This is a genomic window from Maribacter sp. Asnod2-G09 (assembly GCF_045063795.1).
Lineage (GTDB): Bacteria > Bacteroidota > Bacteroidia > Flavobacteriales > Flavobacteriaceae > Maribacter.
Window position 1 is genome coordinate 186007 of the sequence record NZ_JBEFOA010000004.1, and the last position, 23278, is coordinate 209284.

Consider the following 23278-nt stretch of genomic DNA (forward strand, 5'->3'; position numbering starts at 1 on the left):
CGGAAAATCCTCGCACACAAACACGCAACTTTCCATATAAATAAACGTTAGGGCTAATTTAAAATCACCAGAAAAATCAATGACCCTTATTGTCGCCAAAATTAAAGATGATAAAATTAAAATAGTATCTGACTCTAAAATTACAGATGAAGCCGCTGTTCGTAACAATCCGTTATTTGGAAATCTTAAAACTCTAATCCTTAATCCAGACACTTGTATTGGATTCGCTGGTAATGTTTACTTCGCTGAGATAGTTCTCAATGAATTCTATCAAGGGAAATTCAAAAATTTTCAAGAACTTTTTAATAGATGTGGACGTTTACATCATGAATCAAATTTCGAAACAGATTTTATTCTAGCCACTTTATTTGAAAACAAACCTGTTATCTACAAAATTTCAGAAAGTAAAATTTTTGTAGACCATACAAACCTATGGATTGGACATATAGACGGATTTAATAAATACCAAAGCGAATTTCATGATAAGAAAAATAAAGATAGGTCTGAATTTCAAAGAATGGGAATTGCATTTTCTGAAGTTATCAAAGACGAAAAAATATCTGGGATTAGTGACTTTCAAATAGGTATTGAGACTGTATATCATGAAGAATTAAAATCTTCAATCTTCATTTATGAATTTAAAGCCGAATTTAATTTCGCAAACCAAAAAGTCAGCGTACCTGGAGGAAAACAATTTACTCCAATGAAAGTTGGTGGAGCCCAAATTGGAGGATACGGAATATGTTATTTAAGGTCTGTAAATGTCTATCAACCCGGAGTTGCAATTCATTTTCCTCAAGGAGGTTTTGGTATGTTATTCTGTCCGAAATTAAATCATAATAAAGCTATTATCATAAAAGAGAAAGATGGAGAAGATTTCGCAAAAAAGGTATGGGACTTGCATAATATTGCGTTAGAAGGTATTGTATTAAAAGATGGTTTTGCATTTAAATATATAGTCAATAAAAACTAGCCCTAACACAACCTATAAACAATACGGGCTTCGGGTTTAATCGAAAGGTTTGCGTATTTTTATAATGTCCGCAAAATCTTTAGGATTTTGCTTTAAACAAGGAAAAGAAAAAACAAAACCAAAAGATTTAGCTATGTGCGTGGCGGAAAGCAAACGCTAGTTTGCTCCCGTACTGTTAATAGCTTAAACGTTAGCCTTAATTAAAAAAAATGAATAGAATTGAAGAACTAAAGAGCTTATTATTGAACGAAAGTGACATAAAAGAATTTTCAATTAAAATAAATGAACTTGGTAACATATTTTTAAATGCCAATGATAATTCTATAGCTAAATTCTTCATAGACCTTTTAGTTAAATCGAAAACAGATAAATTTCGAGTTCTTTGTTTGCGGAATTTAGAGAAACAAAATTTCATAACTGAAAATCACGAATACCTAATCCCATTATTAAAAAAAAAGAATTCAGAAATAGTAATTCATACACTTAAAGCGTTAAATTCATTTAATGAATTTAAAAATGAAGAGTTACTTATTGAGCTATTAAATAACACAAAGGATAATAATTTAAAAAGGCAAATTATTGAAAATCTTACTAAAATAGGAAGCCTTAATGCTATAGATTTAATTGTATCGCTTTTCAAAAAAAGTAGAGATTTAAACATTACGCTTACCGCATTTAAAGCATTACAAATATTAAGTCTAAAATATCCACAATCAGATTTAGAAACGTTCTTAAAGAAAAATTACAAAAAATGGTATAAGAACCTTAAAAGTATACAATATATTGAATTGAAGTCTTCTATTCATTTATTTTTAGAAGATTTTGAGCCTAATACCATTTTATTTGAATTTCCAATAGAAGAACAGTTTATTGGATTTGTTCAAATTTATGTTAAGAAATTGAATAATAACAGTTGGTGGTCAATTGAATATGGAATACAGAATTCTCAACTAGATTATTTTAATTCATACATAAATCAATACCCACATATAACCAAACATTTAAAATTTGAAGGATTAGATTTCAATAAAAACCTTAATGAATCGTATAAACAAATTTCTGATTTTTTTGAAAATGAATTTAAGAAATTTTATAAATTATGGAAAGAGCCGACCATAGAATCAGTAAAATATATGGCAAATAACTCACCACTTTCCGATTTTGAAAAAGACTCTCTTATGCTTGGTTTTCTAAAAACAAAAGTAGGAAGCCAAACTGAATACCTGAATCATACATTTGAAATTGCAAAGAACAATAAAAATTTATTTGACAGCTTAAATTATGTTAACGCAAAAAAAACTAAGGCTAACAATGTATAAAAAACATAGGGCGTTTGTGCTAAACCGAAAGGTCTGTGTTTATTTGCAAAGTCGCCAAATATAAAATTTGGCATTTTCAATAAAAAAGATAAAAGCAAAATATTATATTTGGCTTAGTACCAAGCCGAAACATATCGCTTATCACCTGCCCTACTTTTCTTATACTCAACGTTAGGCTTCATTACCAAAAAAAGCTGAAATCTGAAATTATAGAAAAATGAACACACCTATTGTAAGTGAGAATTATTATAAAGAAAGAGAAGGTGTTTTAAAGCTTGCATTGGAGTTAAATAAATACGGTTATGTATTCAGAGAAACTTCAAACGGAGATATTGGCATTGATGGACAGATTGAATACATCACTGATAAAGGAAATTCTTTAGGTAAAATTGTTGCAGCTCAAGTAAAATCAGGAAACTCTTATTTACATGACAAAGGAGACCATTATGCCTTTTATCCTCATGAAAAACATAAAAATTATTGGTCGATTTTCCCTTTACCAGTCATTCTGTTTGTTTATTATCCGATAGATGACAAAATCTATTTTACTGATGTAAGATATCAATTAAACAGTCCTAATCAATTACCATATATTAAACTGAATAAAATAAATTATCTCAACGAAAAAACAGCTTTAAACATATTTGAGACTAGTGGAGAATTTAATATGCCTTATTATTCGATTCCTGAAGTTTTTGACAAAATGTTAAATACTATTTGTCCTAACCCAACATTCAGTGTGAGTTTCTTAGACTTATTCACTCAAGGTTTAACAAATATATGTAGACACATTTATTTTAGCATGGACTTAGTAATGACAATTGCTGATTATAATAACAAAACTGAATTTGGAGCTTCAATAGGTTCGACTGAACATGAGTTTTTACATGATTATGCAAAGTTTATAATAGGTCAAAACCTTGCGTCTATTAATTATTCAGATTACTTAATTGATTGGCGCGAACGTCAATTACAACCAATGTTTATTGCACCTTTAAATAATAGAGGTTTCCTATTGCTCGATTATATTAAAGAGATAGAAAAAAAAGACAAAGAAGATTTACCAGAAACAACTTTGGTTAGAGAACGATTTATAGAAATGAAATTCTTTTCTAGTGATGATTATGCAAGATTAGAATTAGGCAAAAAAATTAGAGAAAAACTAAAAACGAAAGCCTAACAATGGCTATAATTAATACGGGTTTTGGTGCTTAACCCAAAGTTTAGAGCTTTTAACCAAGTCCGCCAAATCTTTTAATTTGGCTTTAGAACAAAAAAGATAAAACAAAATAAAAAGTTTTGGCTAAGTGCTTAATCGGAAATTCAGTAATTTTAATTCCCGTACTAACCATAGCCTAGACGTTGTGTTTAATTTGGTACGATATACAAACATCCTTTACAGAGTTATAGAAACATCGTTTACACTTTTTAAGTTGCATTTGAAACCAAAATTCAGATGCTATGCCTTGGAAAGAATCAACGATTATGGAACAAAAAATTGAATTTATCTGTGAATGGCGAACTGGAAAATATACCATCACGGAGCTTTGCCGAGTCTTTGAGATATCAAGGCCAACGGCTTACAAAATCATTGCCCGNAATGTATTTTTAGGTTACTTTGATGAACATGTATTTAGAAAAAAAGAACAATCAGTGAGGTTAGAAACTAATTTAGTGTAAACTCTAATCTATAACTTTTGTAAACCATGTATATTAACGAACATTTAAAAAAAATGAAATCAATATATCTAATTTGCCTAATATCAATAACATTTTCGACATCTCTTTTTGGTCAAAAATTATTAGCAGAGGTTGGAAACGAGAGGAATATTTATATTATCCATTATGGACAAATTCCAACTTTTGAATATGATTCGGTAACAACACTTTTCAAAAAAGGGGGACTGGACAAAGGATGGAAATGCTCAAGAATGATTGATAAGATGTTAAAAAAGATGTCAAAAGATGAAATAAAAGGAGACGCAATAATATTTACCTCTGAAAACATGAATGACGCTTTGGTAATTAATTTTAGAGAAAAAGAATTAGCTAAACCAACCGTAGAATTGGAAAAAATCGGAGATGTATACTTAATGTATCTAGAACAACGACCCTTATTCGAGATGGAATTTGTCATGGCTATAGAATCTCCAAAAGTGATTAAGAACTGGAGGACTTCAACCTTGAGAAAAATAATGTTGAAAAAAGCTTTAAGTTCAAACCGAAAATTTAATGTCTTACATTTTAAAGAGGACGATTTATGGCAAGCAGACTCTTATATTACAGGTGTTGACCAACCGAAGGAAAACTAAACACAACAATGCCTAAACGTAATGCGGACTTTAGGGTAAAACAGAAAGGTCTGTGTATATTTATGAAGTCGCTAAATCTTATGGATTTAGCTTTGGACAAGAAAAATAAAACTAAACAATAAGCTTTAGCTTCGCGCTAAGACGGAAACGAAAAGTTTCCTTGCCTCCGCACTACGCTTAGCCTATACGTTGTTGTCATTCATTTAAATAGATGCCTAAGAAATTAACAGAAATTGAAAGAGTATGGAGATTCATTTGTGGATCATCACAAAATGGTTTTTATTATATCAACAGTAACAAACATCTTTGCCAATGGAAGAAAAATAAAAGCATTACAATTATTGATTCCTTTAAATGTGAAATTGTTGAACCTTGGGCTGATGGATTACTAATAAATGAAAACACCCTTTACTCTGGTAGTAAAATTCAAAAACTATTTGAAGGGGAAATCTATTCAAAAAGCATAATTGACAACAACTCTCTTTTAGTCCGTGAGCTAGATTTCATTAATGAAAAGGTTGGATATGGTGTTTTCGATAAAACTACTTCCCTAATCAACAAAATTAAAACTCCCAGCAACATTCGTCCTCTACATTATCTGAATGAAAACCGAATAATATCACAATCAGAATCTGATTTATATTGTCATTCTATCGATGGAGACATAATTTGGAATCGAGCATTTAAAGAATTGATAAATTCATCTAAAGGAACCATAACTAAACCTTTAATTAAAGTAGGTTACAGTTATTTCATTGGAATTGGAGAAAACAAAAGTGACCATCTTTTTAATATAGATTTGGAATCAGGAAAATGTGATGAATTAAAATATTTTCAATTTGAGTTTTTCTTTAACAATCAAGAACAGTTAATAACAAGTCAACACCAAAATACTTTATTAAAGCTCAACCTAAGGACTAAAGAGCAAGAAGTCTGGGATGTGGATGAATTAATTAAAACTGCTGGTTTTGAAAGTGTTCACGATCAAAGATGTCAATTCGATAAAAACACCTTTTATTTCACTCAAACACTAGGTGATGACAGAGCTAAAGTTGGATTTTTAGACACTAAAATCAAAGAATTAACTTTTAGTCATAAGTTTCAGCCTAATAATGGGGGGATTTCAACAATTGAACAGAACGAAAATCAAATATTTGTATGCACACAAGACAACATTCTACACATATTTGAAAAATAACGAATGACAACACGGTATATAGCAAATAGGGCGTTCAGTGGTTTACGACAGTTCAGTGCTATTTACAAACACCGCCAAATCGTTGATTTGGCTTTTAAAATGAATAAGATAAAAACAAAATACAACGATTTGGCTAAGTGCATACTTAAAAGTTTATCGCTTTCTAATGCCCTACTTGCCATATACTAAACGTATGCAATTTAGACGAACGATAAATGATGATAAATACCTTTATAAAACAACTTCGAATTACAGAAGAAGAGCTCTTAAATGAACTGCATAAAAATGCGACTATTACAAAGCATAAAAAAGGTGATTTTATCATTAAGAACAATCAATATATTAAGGTTCTTAAAATAGTTTTAAAAGGAAGAGTTAGGGTTTATCAAGATAATGAAGACAGAGAAATCCTTATTTATTATCTAAACGATATGGAAACCTGTACTTTATCACTTTCTGCTTGTTTTGAAGACTGTAAAAGTACAGTAAATGCTATTGTAGAGAAAGAATGTACAATTCTTAATATACCCGTACGATTTGTAAGAGACTGGAATTTTAAATACAAATCTTGGAACACATTTACTACAAATACCTTTAGAGAAAGTTATAACTACCTGATTAATCAATATTCAAATTTAGCATTTCAGCCTCTTAAAGATAGGTTGTTTGATTATCTTGTTTCTAAAGCTGATAATAATATTCTAAAAAAATCTCACCAAGAATTAGCAAAAGAATTGGGTACTACAAGAGAGGTTATTTCTAGGCTATTAAAGAAACTTGAGCAAAATAACAAGATTCATTTAGGTCAAAAAGAAATTAAAATTATAAAAAAATAATACCCTTGTGACAAAAGGCACAGGTTTATGAAACGGGTTCTGTTTTTCTTTGCATTGAATTAATAAAAATAAAAAGATGAACAGCATTAAAACAGGAATTATAGTACTTATTTTACTAACAGGAGCAACTGCTTTTGGACAACAAAACCAAGCCTACTCGTCGAACACACCTACCGCACACCATACCGTTGCATTAGAAGTCTTAAATGCTAGTAAGACTTGGATTAACAATTTCAATAACGGAAATGCCAAAGCCTGCGTAGCTGGGTATACAGAAAATGCAGTGATGAGCGCAAAACCATTTGGAATAATGAATGGAACGGAAACCATTTCTGAATTCTGGACACCTTTTATAGAGTCTGGAGCTACAAACTTAATTTATACTGAAGTAAGTATAGAAGTAGTAAACGAAAAAACAGCATTTCTTTCTGCCAACTGGAGTATGAACGTTGGTGAAGGGGTGATTTTTCAAGAAAAATGGGAGAAAATTGAAGGTAAATGGTTACTAACGTATGATGATTTTCAAGTTCTAGAGCAATTTAAAACACCACAAGAAAACACGATTAATCCTATTGCAAATCACCTTATTTTAGAAGATGTAATAAATGCTTCTATTTCTTGGACTAAAGGATTTAACGGTGGTAAAAGTGAAGATTGTAGAAACGGATACACTAAAAATGCGACTATGAATGCCGTGCCATTTGCATCTATGCATAATCAAGAAGAAATCGATGGGTTTTGGTCGAAATTAATTAAAGATGGCGCAAACAATTTAACGTATCACAATCCTACTTTTAAAGTTATAACTAACAATACTGTACTTTTGTCCTCTAACTGGAGTATGAACATTGGTGAAGGTAAGATTTATCAAGAAAAATGGGAGAAAATAGAAGAGAAATGGCTATTGTCTTATGATGAATTTGAACTACTAAAACAATATTAATACAATTTAAGGCTGTTATTATAACAGCCTTTTTTTATTTTTATCCTTATGAAACTAAACAGTTTTACTTTACAAGTTTTTAAACCTAAACAAACCCTCGATTTCTACACCAAAATCTTAGGTTTGCATCTGCTAAATGAGTTTTCTGAAGATAATTCAATTTATTACAACCTAGGTTTTACTAATAAAGACTTCTACATTCAATTAAGATTCACACCCTCACTCTCCAAAGTAAGCTATCAACTAGATGCGGCTGATAATTATTGGAAATACAGCTTATTTGTAGATGATATCCAGAAACAGCACCAAGAAATTGGAAATAAAAACCATAAAATTGGAGCGCCTTTTCAATTTGGAAATATAGGGTACTTAGCACATACTGCTGATATTGAAAATCATCAAATAGAATACATTCAAAAAACATTTAAGCAGAACACACCTAAACAAATTGAGGACAATAAAACGACTCTAGGTTTATTAACCATTAGAACCAAAGACCCCTTAAAAAGTATTCGATTTTATGAAGATATTTTAGACTTAAAACTATTTGTAAGAATGTATGTGGATCGTGGAAATGGTTTTACACTTTATTTTTTAGGACACAAAGATTTAAAAGCACCATCGTCAAATATTGATGCGACAGAAAATAGAGAATGGATGTACCAACAAAGTCATTTATTTATTGAAATACAACATTATTGGAATAGTGAATATGACACTGATTTTTCTTTAAAGTCAACACGAAATAACGGTTTAAAAAGTATTAACTTCTCAGGGAACTTAGATGTTTTAAAAGAACGACTAACAAAGAATAACATTTTATTCCATCAGGAAGAGGATAGGATTAGATTTGAAACAATTGACAGGCACGTAGTTATGTTAAAAACTACATACAACAATGTGTATAATTCATAAGGGTTTCAGTGGTTTTCGAACGTTATCGCCAGCATCAATTTTGGGTGGTAACTCGATAGGTTTTTAGTCCTGAATCCCTTACAAAATCATACACGAACCGTAAAACATCAAAAAAAACAGAACTTTAATAAGTTAATGTGTTTTTTTACCAAGTGTATTCTGGTGGTTGAATATTATTCATTCTAAGATATAAATTTGCTTTAGCCCTGTGATTGGTCATATGATCTTGCACATAAAAAAAGGCAAATGCCCTACTCACGGTATTACCACTATGATACATTACACATGACTCATCCAATTGTTCCTGTTCTATGGTTCCTATTACATTAGTGGTATAAGCAAACCCATTTTGTAACAATTCAATAATCTCAGCCTTCGTCATCTTAGTAGCATCAGGTGTATTGGGTTTTACTTCCATTCCTTGTACATAGCGTTTTGTAAGCAGCTCCACTGTATATCCAATATGTACCATTTGTTCACCAAAAGACTTACTTACAGGTGTTGGTTTATATGAATACAGTTCTTCTGGCATTGCTTTGGCAACATCCAATGAGTGTTCACTAGCTGCAAGCCAAACAGCTAAATAGGTTTTAGTAAAGGGGGTTTTTGGAACAATTTCAGCTTGCCCATAAGTCATAACAGTACAAAAAAGGACAACTATTATTAGAACTAAATTTTTCATAATTAAAAAGAGTTAAACGATTCCACAAGATATATATAAGCTTTTAAATATCATTCAATTACTGCTGTAAACCATTTCGGCGGAATCGATAAAAATTGGATTTCACCTTACTTATATAAAAAATAACAAGCTAGATTTTGCATATATAGCAAGTGAAGTTTCTTGTTTATTTAAGGCTTGCCAACAGATAAACTAAAAGAACACAATTTACCCTATGAATACAATGGTTTACAGTAAATCTTGTTAGTGAAAATTTAATAGTAATTGAGTACTCAACCACTTAATCACTCTCCTCTATTTATATAATTATAGTATCTTCAAACTGAGAACATAATATATAAGACAAACCACTACCAAAGTTTAAATTTTAACACCATTGAGTTCTATTAAACCAAAACAATTGACTACAATACAGAAGCTCATATTACGATTTGTATTTCTATATTTTCTCTTGTACATCTATCCATACGGATTTGAGTATATCAATGAGATTGATCCGAATAATTTTTCATTTTGGAAGGGAATTACAATAGGCTTTGGAGAAATATTTTTGGGTTGGGAATACAACAAAGATATGTTGTTAAACGGTTTGGACTCTAAATATGACTTTACCAGGTTTCTTTTGGTTGCTGTAATTTCTATAATTGGCGCCATAATCTGGGTGTTCATTGATACTAAAATCAAAAAAGAATACAACAACAAACTCAAAATACTTCTACAAACAATTCTTAGATATCATATAGGTCTTACGTTAATTCTTTATGGGCTTTCAAAAGTATTCTTACTCCAGTTTGGCACCATGGATATTGATAGTTTAGAAACTGCAATTGGCGAACATAACGGAATGAATTTGGTATGGGCTTTCATGAGTTATTCTAAATTCTATGGTATAACTGCAGGGTTGATAGAAGTTGTTGGCGGCTTGCTGTTGTTATTTAGAAGAACAACTTCTTTAGGTGCTTTCTTGTTGTTAATAGCAATGACCAATGTTGTTTTAATGGATATTGGGTACGACGTTATTGTTAAGATGTTTGCGATTCATTTACTTCTTATGATCGTATTTTTAATGTGGGATGATTTAAAGCGATTATATGATTTTTTCTTAAGAAATAAGCCATCTACTGCGGCTATCTACATGCCTCTTTTTGAAGGGCGAAAAGGCAAATACATTAGATATATAACTAAAGGTGTATTATTGCTATATGTCTTTATCTCGTTTAGCCTTGACATGACAGAAAGAATAGAACAACAGCATAGTAATCAATATGAAAATTTTACAAGTTCACAAGACATTGAAATATTTGTAAAGAATGGAGATACAATACCAAAGAGCAAAATAAATGGCAGTCGTTGGAATAAAATAAGAATAAACGATTTATCTTATTTACCCGAAACCTTAATGATTTTAAATGAAGATAATACAACAGAACGTTACAAGTTCACTGCAGATACATTGACTAAAAAAATACATTTAACCGGTTTGTATGGCGATGACCAAACCTCTCACGAATTAACTTATAAAGTCTTAGAGAATAAAGTTTATATTTATGAAGGCATATTTAAAGGAGATTCCCTTTGGATGAGAACAAGAGCCAAAACAATTCGTGATTATAGATTAACGCGGAATGGAATTCGTTGGATTAGAGATTTGGAATAAATTTCAAATTCTACGTAAAGAATAGATTTAAAGTACGATTGAAAATAGGCTATTAATTATTTAAATAAAAAGTTATGGGTAAAAGTCAAGATTCCAAGAAAAATGTAAAAAAGGAACCAGTAAAAACAGCTAAAGAAAAGAAAGAAGCAAAAAGATTGAAAAAATCTAAATAAGAAAGGCAATTCGTTCAATTTCATTCTCCTGATTATTTTTAATCAAAGCTTAACTAAGAGTTTTACATGTGCGGATTTATAGCGATATAGATAAATTCATATGGCAGATGATGGTAAAATTAGGCAGAGAAGATATTGAAAAGCAACAATCAAAAAATCATTACAAAGAAATGTTACGGTATGTATTGTAACTCTTTTTAATGATTTTTTGTTTTATTCTAGAGTTTAAATAATGATCTTCTTAATGTCTAATTCCGGTTTTAAACTTAGTATGTTATATTCAATTGTTATCAGTATTTCCTCCTTTTGGGGGAAATACTGATAATTACTTTAAGCCATAGTTTAATTAGTTGATAAAGAAGAAAGCACAAATAAAAATAGAATAATAAATAGCTGATTTTCCGAAATTTAAAAAAAGTTAGTCAGAATAGTAAGGAGAATAAATGGAAAAAATTCATAGCAAAATAATAGGAAATTTATATCGAAAAAATGAAAATGAGGATTGGAAATCTGAAAAGGATATTGCCATTCCTTTTTTAAATAATATTGAACTCCCTGTTTTCTACTACCTTGATTCAATTGAGAAAGATACTTCTTTCGAAAAAGAGGCAGATGAAGCACTAAAGAATATTTTACAGCTCAAAAAGCCTGAAATATTAGAAGTTGCTAAACACCTCTTTGAAAACCTTCAAGAGTTTAAATCTTTAGTAGGATTAAATGATGTTACCCCTGAATTAAGAAACCTTACGAATAAAATAGAAATATGGAAATATATTAATCCTTCTTGTTTGACTGTAGAAAGAAGAGCTTATGAGGATAAAAATATTTATGTAGTTATACCATGTAATTGTGATTGGGAAGAGGAACATGGTCTTCAAATGGTATTTCGAAAAGGAAAAATGTTGACAAGAGTAAGTGATATTGATGGCCATTTAACGAATGCTGATGCATTTGATATTCCTGATAAAGAAGATAATTTATTAAACAGATTTGAAGATTAACAATACTGCTAACAATTTGCATAGTGCATCTACACCCTTTAGAATGCTATCGCACCATACACGAAACGTTTAACAACAATTTAAAACTAGCTATTTGAAAATAATTGAGTACTTAGAAAAAACAATTAAAATCTTAATAGCAATCTCATTATTGTTAATATTAATCGGTGCTTTTATTCATTTATTTGATATCTATAATATTTTGAGAAGTAGTATTTTCGTGGGGATACCTCTTTTTTTAATTAGCTTTATTTTGTACTTGTTTTTAAAAATAACACAGAATTTAAAAAATAAGAAACCTATAAATAAATGGCATATTTTTCTACTACTATTATGTCTATTCGGTATTGGTATGAGCGTATTGTTTGTGGAAATTATGAGTACTGGTCATTGAAATATTTATGATTTTATAACAAACCACCTTCAAATACGTTGTGCTTACAATTGAAAAAGGCTATTAACAAATCTTTTCTTTCTTAACTTAGACCAACGATGAAACTAATTACATCAATAATTTTATTTTTAATTTCAATTTCTAGTTTTTCACAAAATGACTTAGAAAAACAGATTGAATTTATAGAGAAAAATATCATATTAAATAGTATGTCCGATTTTGAAAAAATAGAAACGGACTTAGATAACGATAATGATTTAGACTATATATACTTATACCAATGCTCTGAACCAAAATGCATAGAAGTTTATTTAAATGTAAATCAAAAACTAGAAAAAGTAATCTCTGAATTCTGCTATAATTTTTATTTATATAATGGAACGAATAAAGATTTAGTAATTAAACAAAATCATTGTTGTGGAGAAAGTCCTTTTACATCAAACAGAGTTTTTAATTTTCATTTAGACCAAACGATAACTAAAGAGAATTACGTTCTTTATAATGAAAGCTATGAACTTTTTGAACCTAGTTTTTATTTATCTACATCTTATGATGTAAAAATTCTCAACAACAATTATAATGTTAGATTTTCGCCAAACATAAGAGAATATGATGAAGATGAATCTCAGTTCTCGTGTGAAACAAAAACTAATATTATCGGTAAATTAAAAGTAAATAGTAGAACAAAGGTTTTATCTGAATTAATTAAAGGAAATAGAATTTGGCTTTTTGTTGAAATTGAAAGCGAAAATTTAAACGATACTGAATGTCATAACCCTATAGACTATGATTTCAAAGGTCAAAAACTAAGAGGCTGGATAAGTAATAAATTCGTGAGCAAATCAAAAAACTAATGCTAGCACATATTTTAATTTGTTACTTGTTTTAAATAATTTACATAAACCTTCGCAAAGGTTCTTTCTGTGCCCTTTTACTAACTTCATTGCTTAAAACAAAAAGCATACATACAAGAGAAGTCGTTAATGCAAAAAAAAAATAGAAATTACTCATAAAACGTTATCATACTTAAAAATACAACTTTCCATATACGTCGATGTTAGGTAACATCTAACAAAATAACGAAAAGAGAAATATGAAACATACTTTTTTTATTTTGAGTCTCTTAATTGCCGCTTGTTCATCAAAGGAAAAAAAAGAAGTCAATCATGAACATAAAGAAGTAGTTACTAAAAAGATAATTATAGAAACTAACGAATTAAAAGAAGATGAATTAACTTTTGCTGAAATTCAAGATTCTTTGAGAATACAACTCCTTAATTCAAAACCAAACGAAAACCTGAAATCTAGTATTTTACAAGAACTATATATTAAAGGGCTCGTAAATCAAATAAAAGATAAAATTAGGTTTGACCTTCCTTTTAATCTTCATGGTTTTGATTGCGGAGTACCTGATTGTTATTCAACAGATATACTATTTGAATTTACAGCCAGCAACCCTATTGTATTTCCTAAAAAAATTGATTTTCAATTAGTTGAGTATGGCTGTGGAATTGGAAAAAATATAAAAGAAAATGGAGTTTTTGAATTAGTTGAACAATCGCTAAAATATGTCAATTACTATTCTAAAAATCAGAAAAGTAATTTGATAATTATTGGAGACAAAAGAGAACTGTATTATTTTTCAGACACAAAACCAAATTCCATAAAAGTCGATTTAATAGAGAAACTATTTGAAGAATACAATGAAGAAGACCCAAAATTCACAGAACCATATCAATCTACAACAATGAGAAATAATGATTATGGAAATTTTATAAGAAAAGAATAAATACATTAGTTCGTAGGATGTATAGTTAATTGGCTGGTTCTCGCTTACTCACAAAAAAAGTGTTTACTTAATAAATTGAGGTAACATATGAAAGAGAAAATAACAGATGACAGATTTGAAGATATTCTAAATAGTATTATTATATCATATGCAAAAAAATCATCTCCTCTAATTTGGCATCAAATGGCCATGGAATGGAATTGGGACAGTTCATCTGTATTTCTAAATTGGCTTGTTGAAAACCCATTAACCGATAAAGGAACTGCATTAATGATTTATTGGAAATCGGCACCCAGATATTGGAAGAAATTCAAAGACAAAAAAGATTTAATAACTAAAGAAAAATATTCTTTAAATAATTTTGAATTTATTGAAAAAATAGAGGCTAATTATCTAAATGGATTTTATAAACAAAGTACTTTTGAATATAACCCAAAAAATGATGAACAAGGCTACGATTGGACAAATGATTATTTAGATGAAGAAATTGTCAGAGATATACCGAAAATAATGTTCGAAAAAGTGGAAGGCAAAAAAGTAGTTGAACCAAAAGATTATATAGAGGGGTTTCCACCTGAACTTGATTTACTAAGGCAAGAGATTTTTGAGAAATACGAAATAGAATAAGAATCAAACTTAAGCACTATAAAAATAATTAGGACTTAGTATTTAAGCAAAGGTGATATCTTTTTTTACTGCGATGAGCATCAAATAAAACTTTACTGTTGTCGATTCAATAAATTTGCAACCATTTAAGAAGCGTACCAAATCTAAGACTTGGCAATAAAAATATTATAATAACTACTACCACAAATTTTATTCATGTATAAATCAACCTTAATTATATTCCTTTTCAGTTCATTTTTATTGAACTGCCAAACCATTAACGAGCTTAAATTATTACCCATTCAAGTAGATGGAAATTTTGGTTTTATTGACTATTCAGGAAATATGGTTATTGAACCCATATACAATGATTTTGAAGGCTATTTTGAAGGGATTATTGGAGTAGGGTTTGAAGGTAATGATGGGTTTATAAATGAAGAAGGTGAAGAAATAACAGGTTTTATATATGATAGAGTACGTTACTTTAGTGACGGTCTAGCTGTTGTTCAATTAGATAAGAATATTGGGTTTGTAAATACAAAAGGTGAAATAGTTATACCTATAAAATATAAATATGCTTTTCCTTTTAGTGATGGTATGGCGGCATTTAGTAATTATATAGATACTGATAAATATGGGTATTTAAATAAAAAAGGAGAGGAAATAGTAGCACCAAAATTTGATGAAGCAAAATTGTTTAAAGAAGGTTTTGCTGCAGTAAAAGTTAATGATAAATATGGTTTTATAGATAAAAAAGGAAAATATATAGTTGAGCCAAAATATGATAGTGTTGAAGATTTTTTTCAAGGCTATGCAGCTGTTAGCAAAGAAGATTTTTGGGGGTTTATAGACACTAATGGAATTGAAATAATACCACTAAAATATAATGAAGTAGCACCATTTATAAATGGTTATGCCGTGGTAAATGAACCGTATCGTAACTATGGAATTATAAATACTTTGAATAAACCCGTTATACCATTAGATTATTATAAACTAGAAAATTTTCAAGAAGATATGGCACTTGCCACAAACGATGAAGAGAAAATGGGTTTTGTAAATAAAAATGGAGAATTAGCTATACCAGCAATATATGATTATGCCTATGGTTTTAATGAAGGTCTAGCGCCCGTTGCTATTAGAGAGGGAAATGACAAAAATGGAAACTTAAATTGGGGTTACATTAATAATAAAGGGAAACTAATTATACCATTGAAATTTGATACCGCTCAACCTTTTATTGAAGGTGTAGCCCTTGTAGGTAGAAGAACAGGAGAATTTACATATGAATATGGTTATATAGATATGCAAGGTAATTACATTGTAAAACCACGTTTTTTTAGTGCAACTCCATTTCATAAAGGTGTTGCTTCAGTTTACGATGAAAACGCTAATCCGAAAAAAAACTATATTAATAAACAAGGAGAATTACTTTATACTATTTCAGAAAAGTAAAATACAGCTTATAATTTCATAACATGATATTTTATTTTTTCAAGTCTACAAAGACAGTTTTAAGTTTAAGGTTAAAAGACTACCAATAGAATAATTATAGGCAAGATCGTTTAAACTTAGTTATTAGTTTTCGCTCATTTAAAATATGTTTTAGATTTTCGTTGTTCGTGATTTAACGAATAGCCTTACTTCTTAAACCACTTAAAAAACTCATGCCTAAACATAGTAATCATTTGAAAATGTTTTAAGTATTATAAGCAATGATTTCTGATAAAAATGAGATCACCAATAAATAGGTATTTAATAAATGAGTTTTGTAATTGTATTTTTGATTATTATCATGTTACTATATGCCATTCAAGAAAAAAATAAAAGCTTTTACTAATTGGTTTGTTAAAACAATGGTAGCCATATTCGTAATTACAATGATTTTTTGTGTATTCACTTTTGTTTTAATGAAACTGAGACATTAAGCATATGAAACGATTGATTAATATTAACTAAAAAAATAGCGCTATTTGCGGTTATCTTTACGAATCATTATACGTTTACAAAATCTGCCAAATATTTTGATTTAGCATTAAAAATAATGAATTGTAGATGTAGCCTAAATAATTGTTTGTCTACCACCCTACTTACCATAAATTAAAAATTCTAAGAAATTAAAAATGAAACCAAAATTATTAAAAACAAAAATTCAGCTTGAAAACGATCGTGTACTATTACTCCCTTTTGAGAATGAACGAAATGAAGAGCTCAAAGAAATAATTTTCGATAAAGAAATCTGGGAATTTATGGGAATGAGTGTAAATAACGAACAGGGCTTAAAGAATTACATCTCTAAGACGATTAAAGACAAAAACAGCGGCTTGTGCTATCCGTTTCTAGTTATAGACAAACTAACCAATAAAGTTGCAGGCAGTACCAGATACGGCAATTTAAATACCTCTAGCCAAAAATGCGAAATTGGATGGACCTGGTACGGAACAGAATTTCAAGGCACAGGCATAAACAAAGCCTGCAAGTATGAACTATTGAAATTTGGCTTTGAAGAAATTGGCTTTAGAAGAATACAGTTTAGTGCAGACAAAGCTAACTTAAGATCTTTAAAAGCAATTGAGAAATTAGGTGCGCAGAAAGAGGGTGTTTTTAGAAATAACTATATCGCATCAAATGGAGAAAGTAGAACTGATGTCTATTATAGTATCATTAAAAACGAATGGAAAAAACTTAAAGATGAGCTCTTTTCTGAATTTGAAACCTATTAAGAGATTAGTGTTTTAAAATAAAACCCAGATACAGTAACTCATAAAATAAATTACCTTAGGTTTTCCTGAACAGAAATCACGTTTAAAAAAGCTTTAAGTTCTGCTAAATTGATATCTGAAATGAATTTTAACAGCAAACAAGAACTTAAACGCTATACCATAATTTACTGTCATCAAAATTCAATTTAAAAAGCACTAGAAAATGAATACTTATATTCCTGTATTCTTTTTTTCGATATTCATTATAACGCCCATTTTTTGACATTTGCTTCTCTACATATTATAAAAGTGTACGGAATTTGGTAATTTGACGTTTTTCTCATCAATATATAATTTATGACCTATCAAGATGTTTTTCTTATTTTCTGGAAACAAGTAACAGAAAGTGTTGAAGAAGGTAACTTTGCAAAATTAACCATGGCAAAAACCATTGGTAAACCTAATTTGAGAAACATTTTTGTAAGACCAATCTATTCTGAAGATGGCTTTAAAGTCTTGCTTAAATTACGTTACAGATCTAAAGAGACCGAAGATCAAACCGAAGAGCTCACTTTAGATGAGGCTTTTATTATCTTGAAATCTCATCTTAAAACATCTTTCTTGACAGTTCTTTTATTCACCACAACAAAAGATGTGCTTTTCAAAGTCAATAAAAAAGGTGTTGGAAGTTTTACTGAAAATCCTCCTACTTTTAGCGATATCACTCAAGCTAAAATTGATGAATAGAATAGCGGATTAACTGATGAAATAATAGAGAAGATAAATCTTTAGAATTTCGCTTTCGACAAGAAAAAGAAAACCCACCCAAATGTACCAATTAGTTTCGGGTGTGTAAAATCAAAAGATTTAGCTGTACACATGACAGATAGCAAACGCTAGTTTGGCTACTAACGCGCGCTCCCCTATTGCCTATGTATTCTATATAATTACCTTATCTTCAAACAAAGAACCTAACTATAGAGTTCACATACTGCTTATAATAAAAGAACTTAATCACAGAAAAATGTATAAAGTAATTTCGATCTCAATACTATTTTTATTCTTTAGTTGGAAAAGTAAAAAAAATGAAAATCTGTTAATTAAACAGACAACAGAAGTAATTCAAAATTCAAAAAATTTCAAATTTGTAATTGCTGAATCGGGTTTGAATTATAGAAGTGAACCTAAAGGAAAGATTTTAGGGAAATTTGAGTGGAGAGAAAAAGTTGAATACCTCTACGAAACAGGTATAACACAAAAAATAATCGATAACTATACAGAAATAGAAGGTACTTGGGTTGCTGTAAAAAACAAAAAGGACACTGTTTTTGTGTTTGACTATTATCTATCGGATGATGAGCCCAGTTTTTCAAAAACCAAATTATATTATGCAGAACCGTATTTTAATGAAATTCGTAAACCTTCCAATGAAAGAGATATTCGACAAGCATTTGTAAACGTTTCTGAAAGTTTTTATATGCCCGAAAATTTCTTAGAAAAAAAAGATTTAAGAAAAGACACCATCTATTTTAATAAAGAACAACGTAAAGAGTTTTTTAAAAGAATGAAATACTCAATTACTGATAGTATATTTATTTATGATTTTAAATCTGGGATTATTAAAAAGCATTTAGTTGACAAAACACCTATAATAGCTTGTATTAGTATCTACGCAAAAACTGATGAAGAAAACAAAACACAAGATTATGACGAATGGAGTTATCAAATAGGCTTTAATTTAGGTAAAATGACTTCTGCCGGCTTTGCAATGATTGCAAACGAAAACCCTTTTGTAGAAAATGGATTACAACAAATTATTTTTGAAGAAATGGATTCGGCATCTATTGAAATAAACATAGAAAACAGCTTAGTACCTGAGGGGTGGAAAAATAATACTGTGCCTGCTTATACCTTTAGTTATGAAAATACAGCCTTTTTTGTAAAAAAATCAAAAGATAGTTATGGTTGGAATAATCTACTAGTTAAAAATGTAAATACAAAAGAGTCTTTTGATGTTAATATATATTTAGGTGAAGGGAGTAGTTTAGCCCCCATAAAAATAAAAGGAGAAAAGGGTGCCCATGATAATTATTTTCAATACCAAGGAACTCAATATATAGGCAAGCTATTCAAAAATAAACCACCGGTTGTATTTGGGTTTACATATAAATCTTTTGGATGTCCAAGTATAAGATTTATAGATAAACAAGAGCTGCCAATATTAATTCTATGTGATAATAGGCATTAAGGCAAGAAAAATAGCTATGTTTTACAAAGACCCATTATAAAAAAGAATAAACTAAGGCGTTAGCTATAATTTTGTGGCATAGCCAAAAAGTCATAAAACTGAATACTATAAAAATGAAAAAATATCTAAAAAATATAATTTTTGCGTTAGCACTTATTCCTGTTTTTGCATTTTCGCAAACGAATAAAAATTATATTCCTATTAGTTATACTAGCATTTGTTGTGGTACGCCAACAGAAAAACCTGTAATGGATTTCATCAAGAATTTTGAAGTGAAAAACAATATAAAACCTTTCGAAATATTTATAGAAGTCGGTTTAGGAAAAGAAGGCGAACACACTTTTTATATTGGAACAGATAATTTAGACGCCAAATTATTAGAATCTTTAAGTAGTAGCTTAACAACTATTACAGCAACCCAAAACAAAAAACGTTCAAAAAATAGAAGTGGATATGTGCATTTGGGAAATAACCTTACATCAAATGCTACATTGAAAGGCATAAAAATGACACCTAGAACTGGTATTAGTTCAATTAAAATTTATGATTATAAAAAATAGTACTGAAAATTAAAATATGGGATTTGGTTTTAATCTTGGAATGATTTTTAAATCTTAACCTGTGCAAGACTACTACTTTTGATTTGGTTGATTTCAAAAATGCAATATTCGGAAAAATTATTCTCAGAATTTGTAGTTTAATTATACTTTTAGCGATTGTAGGTTCTCGCCTATTTACAAAATTCTATGCAGTCTCTATTTGCTTAATCACCTGGTTAATATACAACAAACCATATACAAAGACGTTAGCAAATATATGGCCGAACACATTAACAAATATTTCATATTCCCTGTTATATTTTTAGTTTTGATTTTAAAATCAGGAATTTGCTATTCTCAAAATTCTATCGATCTATCTAATGTTGACTTAATTGTCTACAATGAATACGATACTGATATGAGATTCTTTAGTGAGAAGAATAAAAATCAATTTATAGAGCTCTATCTAGAATTTGATAAAGACTGGGATACTAATTTCATTACTGCTGATATTGAATACGATGATATAGATGATACTGTCACATTAGAAGAAATTAATTTATATGAAGGTGACATTCTTTTAAATGTAAATGAAATAAAGAAAACAAGCTTTTCTCATTTTTTAAAACAGGAACTAGAAATCAACGAAAGCTCATACTACAGGGCGGGCGAAGACACCAATAAATTAGTTTTAAAGTTTTTGACTAATGATATAGCTACCATTCAAGAATTATATTTTCAAGAAAAAAAACACAATCAAAGTTTTGGTTCCTCACGTGTATCTGGTAAAGATGACAATGAAGAAAGATGGAGAATTTATAATGCCAAATTTTACGCTACTATTGATTTAAATTTCGGTAATGATAAACACATTTATTTATTACTTAACAAAGATCGTATAGACTTTACAATCATACCATTAATCAAAAATGAATACTTACTATCTGATGATGATGGCATTAGTACCTTTCAAAACACTTCAAAATACAAAACTAGTTATGTAGAAAATTTTGAACGGATTGAATTCGTTGATTTTGCAGCCATCACTAAAAATAAAAATGACAAGTACGAGTTAATGAATACGTCAAAAGAAAACGTATTAAAGACAGCATACGATACTATTAGATTTAACCAATATTTTATAATTACACAAAACGAAAATCAAATTGACATTTTTGATTCCTTTTATGAAAAGGTTAAAATTGATCATATCAAAAGTGCATATCTGTATAGAAATGGTATCGAAATTTTAAATGATAGAGGCGCAAATTATTACAATAATGAAGCGAAAATTATTGAAAAATTTCCTCGAATGGTTACTACTGTATGTGGTACTGTTAATGAGGTAACTTATACTTTAGATTATAATGACGAATTAAAGACGAGCACCTTAACAAAAATAGACGGAGGGTTTGCATCAAATCTAGATAAAAGAAGAGCATATTATTTAGAAGAGATTAAAGCAACAGACAGTGTTACTTTTCTAAATAACGAGAAAGAATACTATTGGGACGAAAACGATAGCTTTCTTGGCAAGTCTTACATGTACCCAGAATTATTAAAAATTACAAGAAGCAAAAAAAACGGAATCTTTGAGTATAACTACGTTAATACTGATAAAGTAATAGATACAATTTCTAAAGATTGGAAAAAAGAAGTAAACTATCTGCCAACAAAAACTCAAAGAACAATTGTTCTACCTATCAACAACGATTCTATTATTTTTAATAGAAAAGATGGCTTAACTTATTTTTATAGAAAAAACAAGGTTGGGCTTTTTCCTCGACATAAAAAGGTTCAATACAATTCAATTCAACAGATCACTAATTCTTTTTATGCTATTAGTAGAAAAGGCAAAAAAGGCTGGCTAGATATTAAAACGAATATAGAGTACTTTGAAAATTAAGTTCATTCTACAACAAAGTGCTAAGCGCAAAACAAAACATTTTCTTAATATGAGTTCGTATGCTAACGGTGCTTTATTTGCTGAATTAAGCACATACTAAAGCAACTAACCATACACAAATACGTTAACTAAAATATGAGAAAAACCATTTACTTATTGGCATTAGTATTTATGTTGGTGCATAATAGCAATGGGCAAGAAATTACAATTCCAGTAAATTACGCTATTATAGATTCCATTAAAGGCGATTTAGACAATGATTCAATCAACGAATTAGTTGTAGCCTTTAATGTAATGCCAGAAAATGAAATAGACGGCGTACCACGCCAACTTGTAATTTATAAACTTGAAAACAACCAATGGGTTGCATGGAAAACAAGCGACCAAGCATTATATGGCAGTAAAGATGGCGGAATGTTGGGTGATCCTTATGGCGAAATGGAAATTAAAAACGGAATACTACATATAAGCCAAAATGGAGGAAGTAGCTGGAAATGGGGGTTTACTGATAAGTATCGCTTTCAAAACGATGAATTCTATTTAATAGGGTATACAAGCCTTGCAGGTAAGCTCTGTGCATATTGGACAGATGTCGATTTTAATCTTAACACAGGCAAAATGATAGTGAATAAAGAATTTGAGAAATGTGAGAATGAAGAGCAACAATTTTACAAGAGCGAGAATGAAACCCTACTTGTGAAAGACTTAAAAATTACATTAGAAAATAGACAAGAACGCGAAATAAAGATTACAACACCTAAATACAAGCACGAAATATATATAGCAATTGGTAAAGAATAAAAACAAAGTAATTAACGCCTTTTTAAATAAATAAGGTGATTTATTTTATTTCGTAAAATACTGTTTGTTGCCTAAGTTAATATACCTTTTGATTTGACGATAAAATAAATTACAAGACAAAATGTTTAGTTTACAAATTCAACTAAAAATGAAACCCTTACCACCTACCCTACTAAGCATAACCGAGACGGTTGGTATTTATGAAACAAATGATAAACTTGTAAATAATTACGTTGCTAATATTAACTTTTGTCATTAGTACTTTCAATTCTTATGAAAAAAAG

At 29.5% G+C, this 23278-nt stretch carries 22 protein-coding genes; 21 read left to right on the plus strand and 1 reads right to left on the minus strand.

The genetic code is table 11. From position 1 onward, the window contains the following. The first annotated feature begins 79 nt into the window (after nt 1-79). From ACJJVT_RS07925 to ACJJVT_RS07965, 9 genes are all read left to right on the plus strand, one after another. Entirely contained in the window at nt 80-973 is an 894-nt protein-coding gene (locus tag ACJJVT_RS07925; protein ID WP_405397754.1) for a hypothetical protein, read from the plus strand. 209 nt (nt 974-1182) lie between these two features. Next, the gene (locus ACJJVT_RS07930; protein ID WP_405397756.1) at nt 1183-2292 is read left to right on the plus strand and encodes a HEAT repeat domain-containing protein; all 1110 of its coding nucleotides are present in this window, start codon (nt 1183-1185) and stop codon (nt 2290-2292) included. A gap of 217 nt (nt 2293-2509) precedes the next feature. Then, entirely contained in the window at nt 2510-3472 is a 963-nt protein-coding gene (locus ACJJVT_RS07935) for a DUF4365 domain-containing protein (RefSeq protein WP_405397758.1), read from the plus strand. 553 nt (nt 3473-4025) lie between these two features. Continuing rightward, nucleotides 4026-4604 carry a hypothetical protein gene (locus ACJJVT_RS07940; protein ID WP_405397760.1) on the plus strand — a complete coding sequence of 193 codons (579 nt, stop codon included), beginning with the start codon at nt 4026-4028 and terminating at the stop codon, nt 4602-4604. Nucleotides 4605-4815: 211 nt separating this feature from the next. Continuing rightward, on the plus strand, nt 4816-5802 hold the full coding sequence (locus ACJJVT_RS07945) for a hypothetical protein (protein ID WP_405397762.1): 987 nt from the start codon (nt 4816-4818) through the stop codon (nt 5800-5802). A 3-nt stretch (nt 5803-5805) separates the two neighbouring features. Beyond that, complete coding sequence (locus ACJJVT_RS07950; protein ID WP_405397764.1) at nt 5806-5991, plus strand: hypothetical protein; 186 nt, start codon at nt 5806-5808, stop codon at nt 5989-5991. A gap of 26 nt (nt 5992-6017) precedes the next feature. Continuing rightward, nucleotides 6018-6638: a Crp/Fnr family transcriptional regulator gene (locus tag ACJJVT_RS07955; protein WP_405397765.1), complete on the plus strand. Its 621-nt coding sequence runs from the start codon at nt 6018-6020 to the stop codon at nt 6636-6638. Between the two features lie 76 nt (nt 6639-6714). After that, entirely contained in the window at nt 6715-7581 is an 867-nt protein-coding gene (locus ACJJVT_RS07960; RefSeq protein ID WP_405397767.1) for a YybH family protein, read from the plus strand. A gap of 48 nt (nt 7582-7629) precedes the next feature. Further along, nucleotides 7630-8496, plus strand: a complete 867-nt coding sequence (locus ACJJVT_RS07965) for a hypothetical protein (protein ID WP_405397768.1) — start codon at nt 7630-7632, stop codon at nt 8494-8496. 145 nt (nt 8497-8641) lie between these two features. Here the strand turns inward: ACJJVT_RS07965 and ACJJVT_RS07970 are convergent, their stop codons facing one another. After that, on the minus strand, nt 8642-9133 hold the full coding sequence (locus ACJJVT_RS07970; protein ID WP_405397770.1) for a DinB family protein: 492 nt from the start codon (nt 9131-9133) through the stop codon (nt 8642-8644). Nucleotides 9134-9554: 421 nt separating this feature from the next. On the opposite strand from ACJJVT_RS07970, the gene ACJJVT_RS07975 reads away from it, so the two are divergent. From ACJJVT_RS07975 to ACJJVT_RS08030, 12 genes are all read left to right on the plus strand, one after another. Next, nucleotides 9555-10835, plus strand: coding sequence for a DoxX family protein (locus ACJJVT_RS07975; RefSeq protein WP_405397772.1), 1281 nt, complete (start codon nt 9555-9557; stop codon nt 10833-10835). 616 nt (nt 10836-11451) lie between these two features. After that, a complete protein-coding gene (locus tag ACJJVT_RS07980; protein ID WP_405397774.1) occupies nt 11452-12009 on the plus strand; it encodes a DUF6985 domain-containing protein in 558 nt (185 codons plus the stop codon). Nucleotides 12010-12501: 492 nt separating this feature from the next. Continuing rightward, a complete protein-coding gene (locus ACJJVT_RS07985; protein ID WP_405397775.1) occupies nt 12502-13257 on the plus strand; it encodes a hypothetical protein in 756 nt (251 codons plus the stop codon). Nucleotides 13258-13496: 239 nt separating this feature from the next. After that, nucleotides 13497-14192, plus strand: coding sequence for a hypothetical protein (locus tag ACJJVT_RS07990; protein WP_405397777.1), 696 nt, complete (start codon nt 13497-13499; stop codon nt 14190-14192). Between the two features lie 87 nt (nt 14193-14279). After that, nucleotides 14280-14819, plus strand: a complete 540-nt coding sequence (locus ACJJVT_RS07995; RefSeq protein WP_405397778.1) for a DUF4274 domain-containing protein — start codon at nt 14280-14282, stop codon at nt 14817-14819. A gap of 195 nt (nt 14820-15014) precedes the next feature. Next, nucleotides 15015-16253 carry a WG repeat-containing protein gene (locus ACJJVT_RS08000; RefSeq protein ID WP_405397781.1) on the plus strand — a complete coding sequence of 413 codons (1239 nt, stop codon included), beginning with the start codon at nt 15015-15017 and terminating at the stop codon, nt 16251-16253. Nucleotides 16254-16921: 668 nt separating this feature from the next. Next, the gene (locus ACJJVT_RS08005) at nt 16922-17521 is read left to right on the plus strand and encodes a GNAT family N-acetyltransferase (RefSeq protein ID WP_405397783.1); all 600 of its coding nucleotides are present in this window, start codon (nt 16922-16924) and stop codon (nt 17519-17521) included. Between the two features lie 336 nt (nt 17522-17857). Further along, the gene (locus tag ACJJVT_RS08010; RefSeq protein WP_405397786.1) at nt 17858-18247 is read left to right on the plus strand and encodes a hypothetical protein; all 390 of its coding nucleotides are present in this window, start codon (nt 17858-17860) and stop codon (nt 18245-18247) included. A gap of 277 nt (nt 18248-18524) precedes the next feature. Next, on the plus strand, nt 18525-19748 hold the full coding sequence (locus tag ACJJVT_RS08015) for a hypothetical protein (protein ID WP_405397788.1): 1224 nt from the start codon (nt 18525-18527) through the stop codon (nt 19746-19748). A 113-nt stretch (nt 19749-19861) separates the two neighbouring features. Beyond that, nucleotides 19862-20308 (plus strand): hypothetical protein, encoded by a 447-nt coding sequence (locus ACJJVT_RS08020; protein ID WP_405397790.1) that lies wholly within the window; start codon nt 19862-19864, stop codon nt 20306-20308. Between the two features lie 256 nt (nt 20309-20564). After that, entirely contained in the window at nt 20565-22193 is a 1629-nt protein-coding gene (locus ACJJVT_RS08025) for a hypothetical protein (RefSeq protein WP_405397792.1), read from the plus strand. Between the two features lie 135 nt (nt 22194-22328). Next, nucleotides 22329-22994, plus strand: coding sequence for a hypothetical protein (locus ACJJVT_RS08030; protein ID WP_405397793.1), 666 nt, complete (start codon nt 22329-22331; stop codon nt 22992-22994). Nucleotides 22995-23278 lie beyond the last annotated feature (284 nt).

Coding starts and splice junctions, on each gene's coding strand:
- ACJJVT_RS07925 (WP_405397754.1), top strand. CDS start 80: ATGACCCTTATTGTCGCCAAAATTAAAGATGATAAAATTAAAATAGTA.
- ACJJVT_RS07930 (WP_405397756.1), top strand. CDS start 1,183: ATGAATAGAATTGAAGAACTAAAGAGCTTATTATTGAACGAAAGTGAC.
- ACJJVT_RS07935 (WP_405397758.1), top strand. CDS start 2,510: ATGAACACACCTATTGTAAGTGAGAATTATTATAAAGAAAGAGAAGGT.
- ACJJVT_RS07940 (WP_405397760.1), top strand. CDS start 4,026: ATGAAATCAATATATCTAATTTGCCTAATATCAATAACATTTTCGACA.
- ACJJVT_RS07945 (WP_405397762.1), top strand. CDS start 4,816: ATGCCTAAGAAATTAACAGAAATTGAAAGAGTATGGAGATTCATTTGT.
- ACJJVT_RS07950 (WP_405397764.1), top strand. CDS start 5,806: ATGACAACACGGTATATAGCAAATAGGGCGTTCAGTGGTTTACGACAG.
- ACJJVT_RS07955 (WP_405397765.1), top strand. CDS start 6,018: ATGATGATAAATACCTTTATAAAACAACTTCGAATTACAGAAGAAGAG.
- ACJJVT_RS07960 (WP_405397767.1), top strand. CDS start 6,715: ATGAACAGCATTAAAACAGGAATTATAGTACTTATTTTACTAACAGGA.
- ACJJVT_RS07965 (WP_405397768.1), top strand. CDS start 7,630: ATGAAACTAAACAGTTTTACTTTACAAGTTTTTAAACCTAAACAAACC.
- ACJJVT_RS07970 (WP_405397770.1), bottom strand. CDS start 9,133: ATGACTTATGGGCAAGCTGAAATTGTTCCAAAAACCCCCTTTACTAAA.
- ACJJVT_RS07980 (WP_405397774.1), top strand. CDS start 11,452: ATGGAAAAAATTCATAGCAAAATAATAGGAAATTTATATCGAAAAAAT.
- ACJJVT_RS07985 (WP_405397775.1), top strand. CDS start 12,502: ATGAAACTAATTACATCAATAATTTTATTTTTAATTTCAATTTCTAGT.
- ACJJVT_RS07990 (WP_405397777.1), top strand. CDS start 13,497: ATGAAACATACTTTTTTTATTTTGAGTCTCTTAATTGCCGCTTGTTCA.
- ACJJVT_RS07995 (WP_405397778.1), top strand. CDS start 14,280: ATGAAAGAGAAAATAACAGATGACAGATTTGAAGATATTCTAAATAGT.
- ACJJVT_RS08000 (WP_405397781.1), top strand. CDS start 15,015: ATGTATAAATCAACCTTAATTATATTCCTTTTCAGTTCATTTTTATTG.
- ACJJVT_RS08005 (WP_405397783.1), top strand. CDS start 16,922: ATGAAACCAAAATTATTAAAAACAAAAATTCAGCTTGAAAACGATCGT.
- ACJJVT_RS08010 (WP_405397786.1), top strand. CDS start 17,858: ATGACCTATCAAGATGTTTTTCTTATTTTCTGGAAACAAGTAACAGAA.
- ACJJVT_RS08015 (WP_405397788.1), top strand. CDS start 18,525: ATGTATAAAGTAATTTCGATCTCAATACTATTTTTATTCTTTAGTTGG.
- ACJJVT_RS08020 (WP_405397790.1), top strand. CDS start 19,862: ATGAAAAAATATCTAAAAAATATAATTTTTGCGTTAGCACTTATTCCT.
- ACJJVT_RS08025 (WP_405397792.1), top strand. CDS start 20,565: ATGGCCGAACACATTAACAAATATTTCATATTCCCTGTTATATTTTTA.
- ACJJVT_RS08030 (WP_405397793.1), top strand. CDS start 22,329: ATGAGAAAAACCATTTACTTATTGGCATTAGTATTTATGTTGGTGCAT.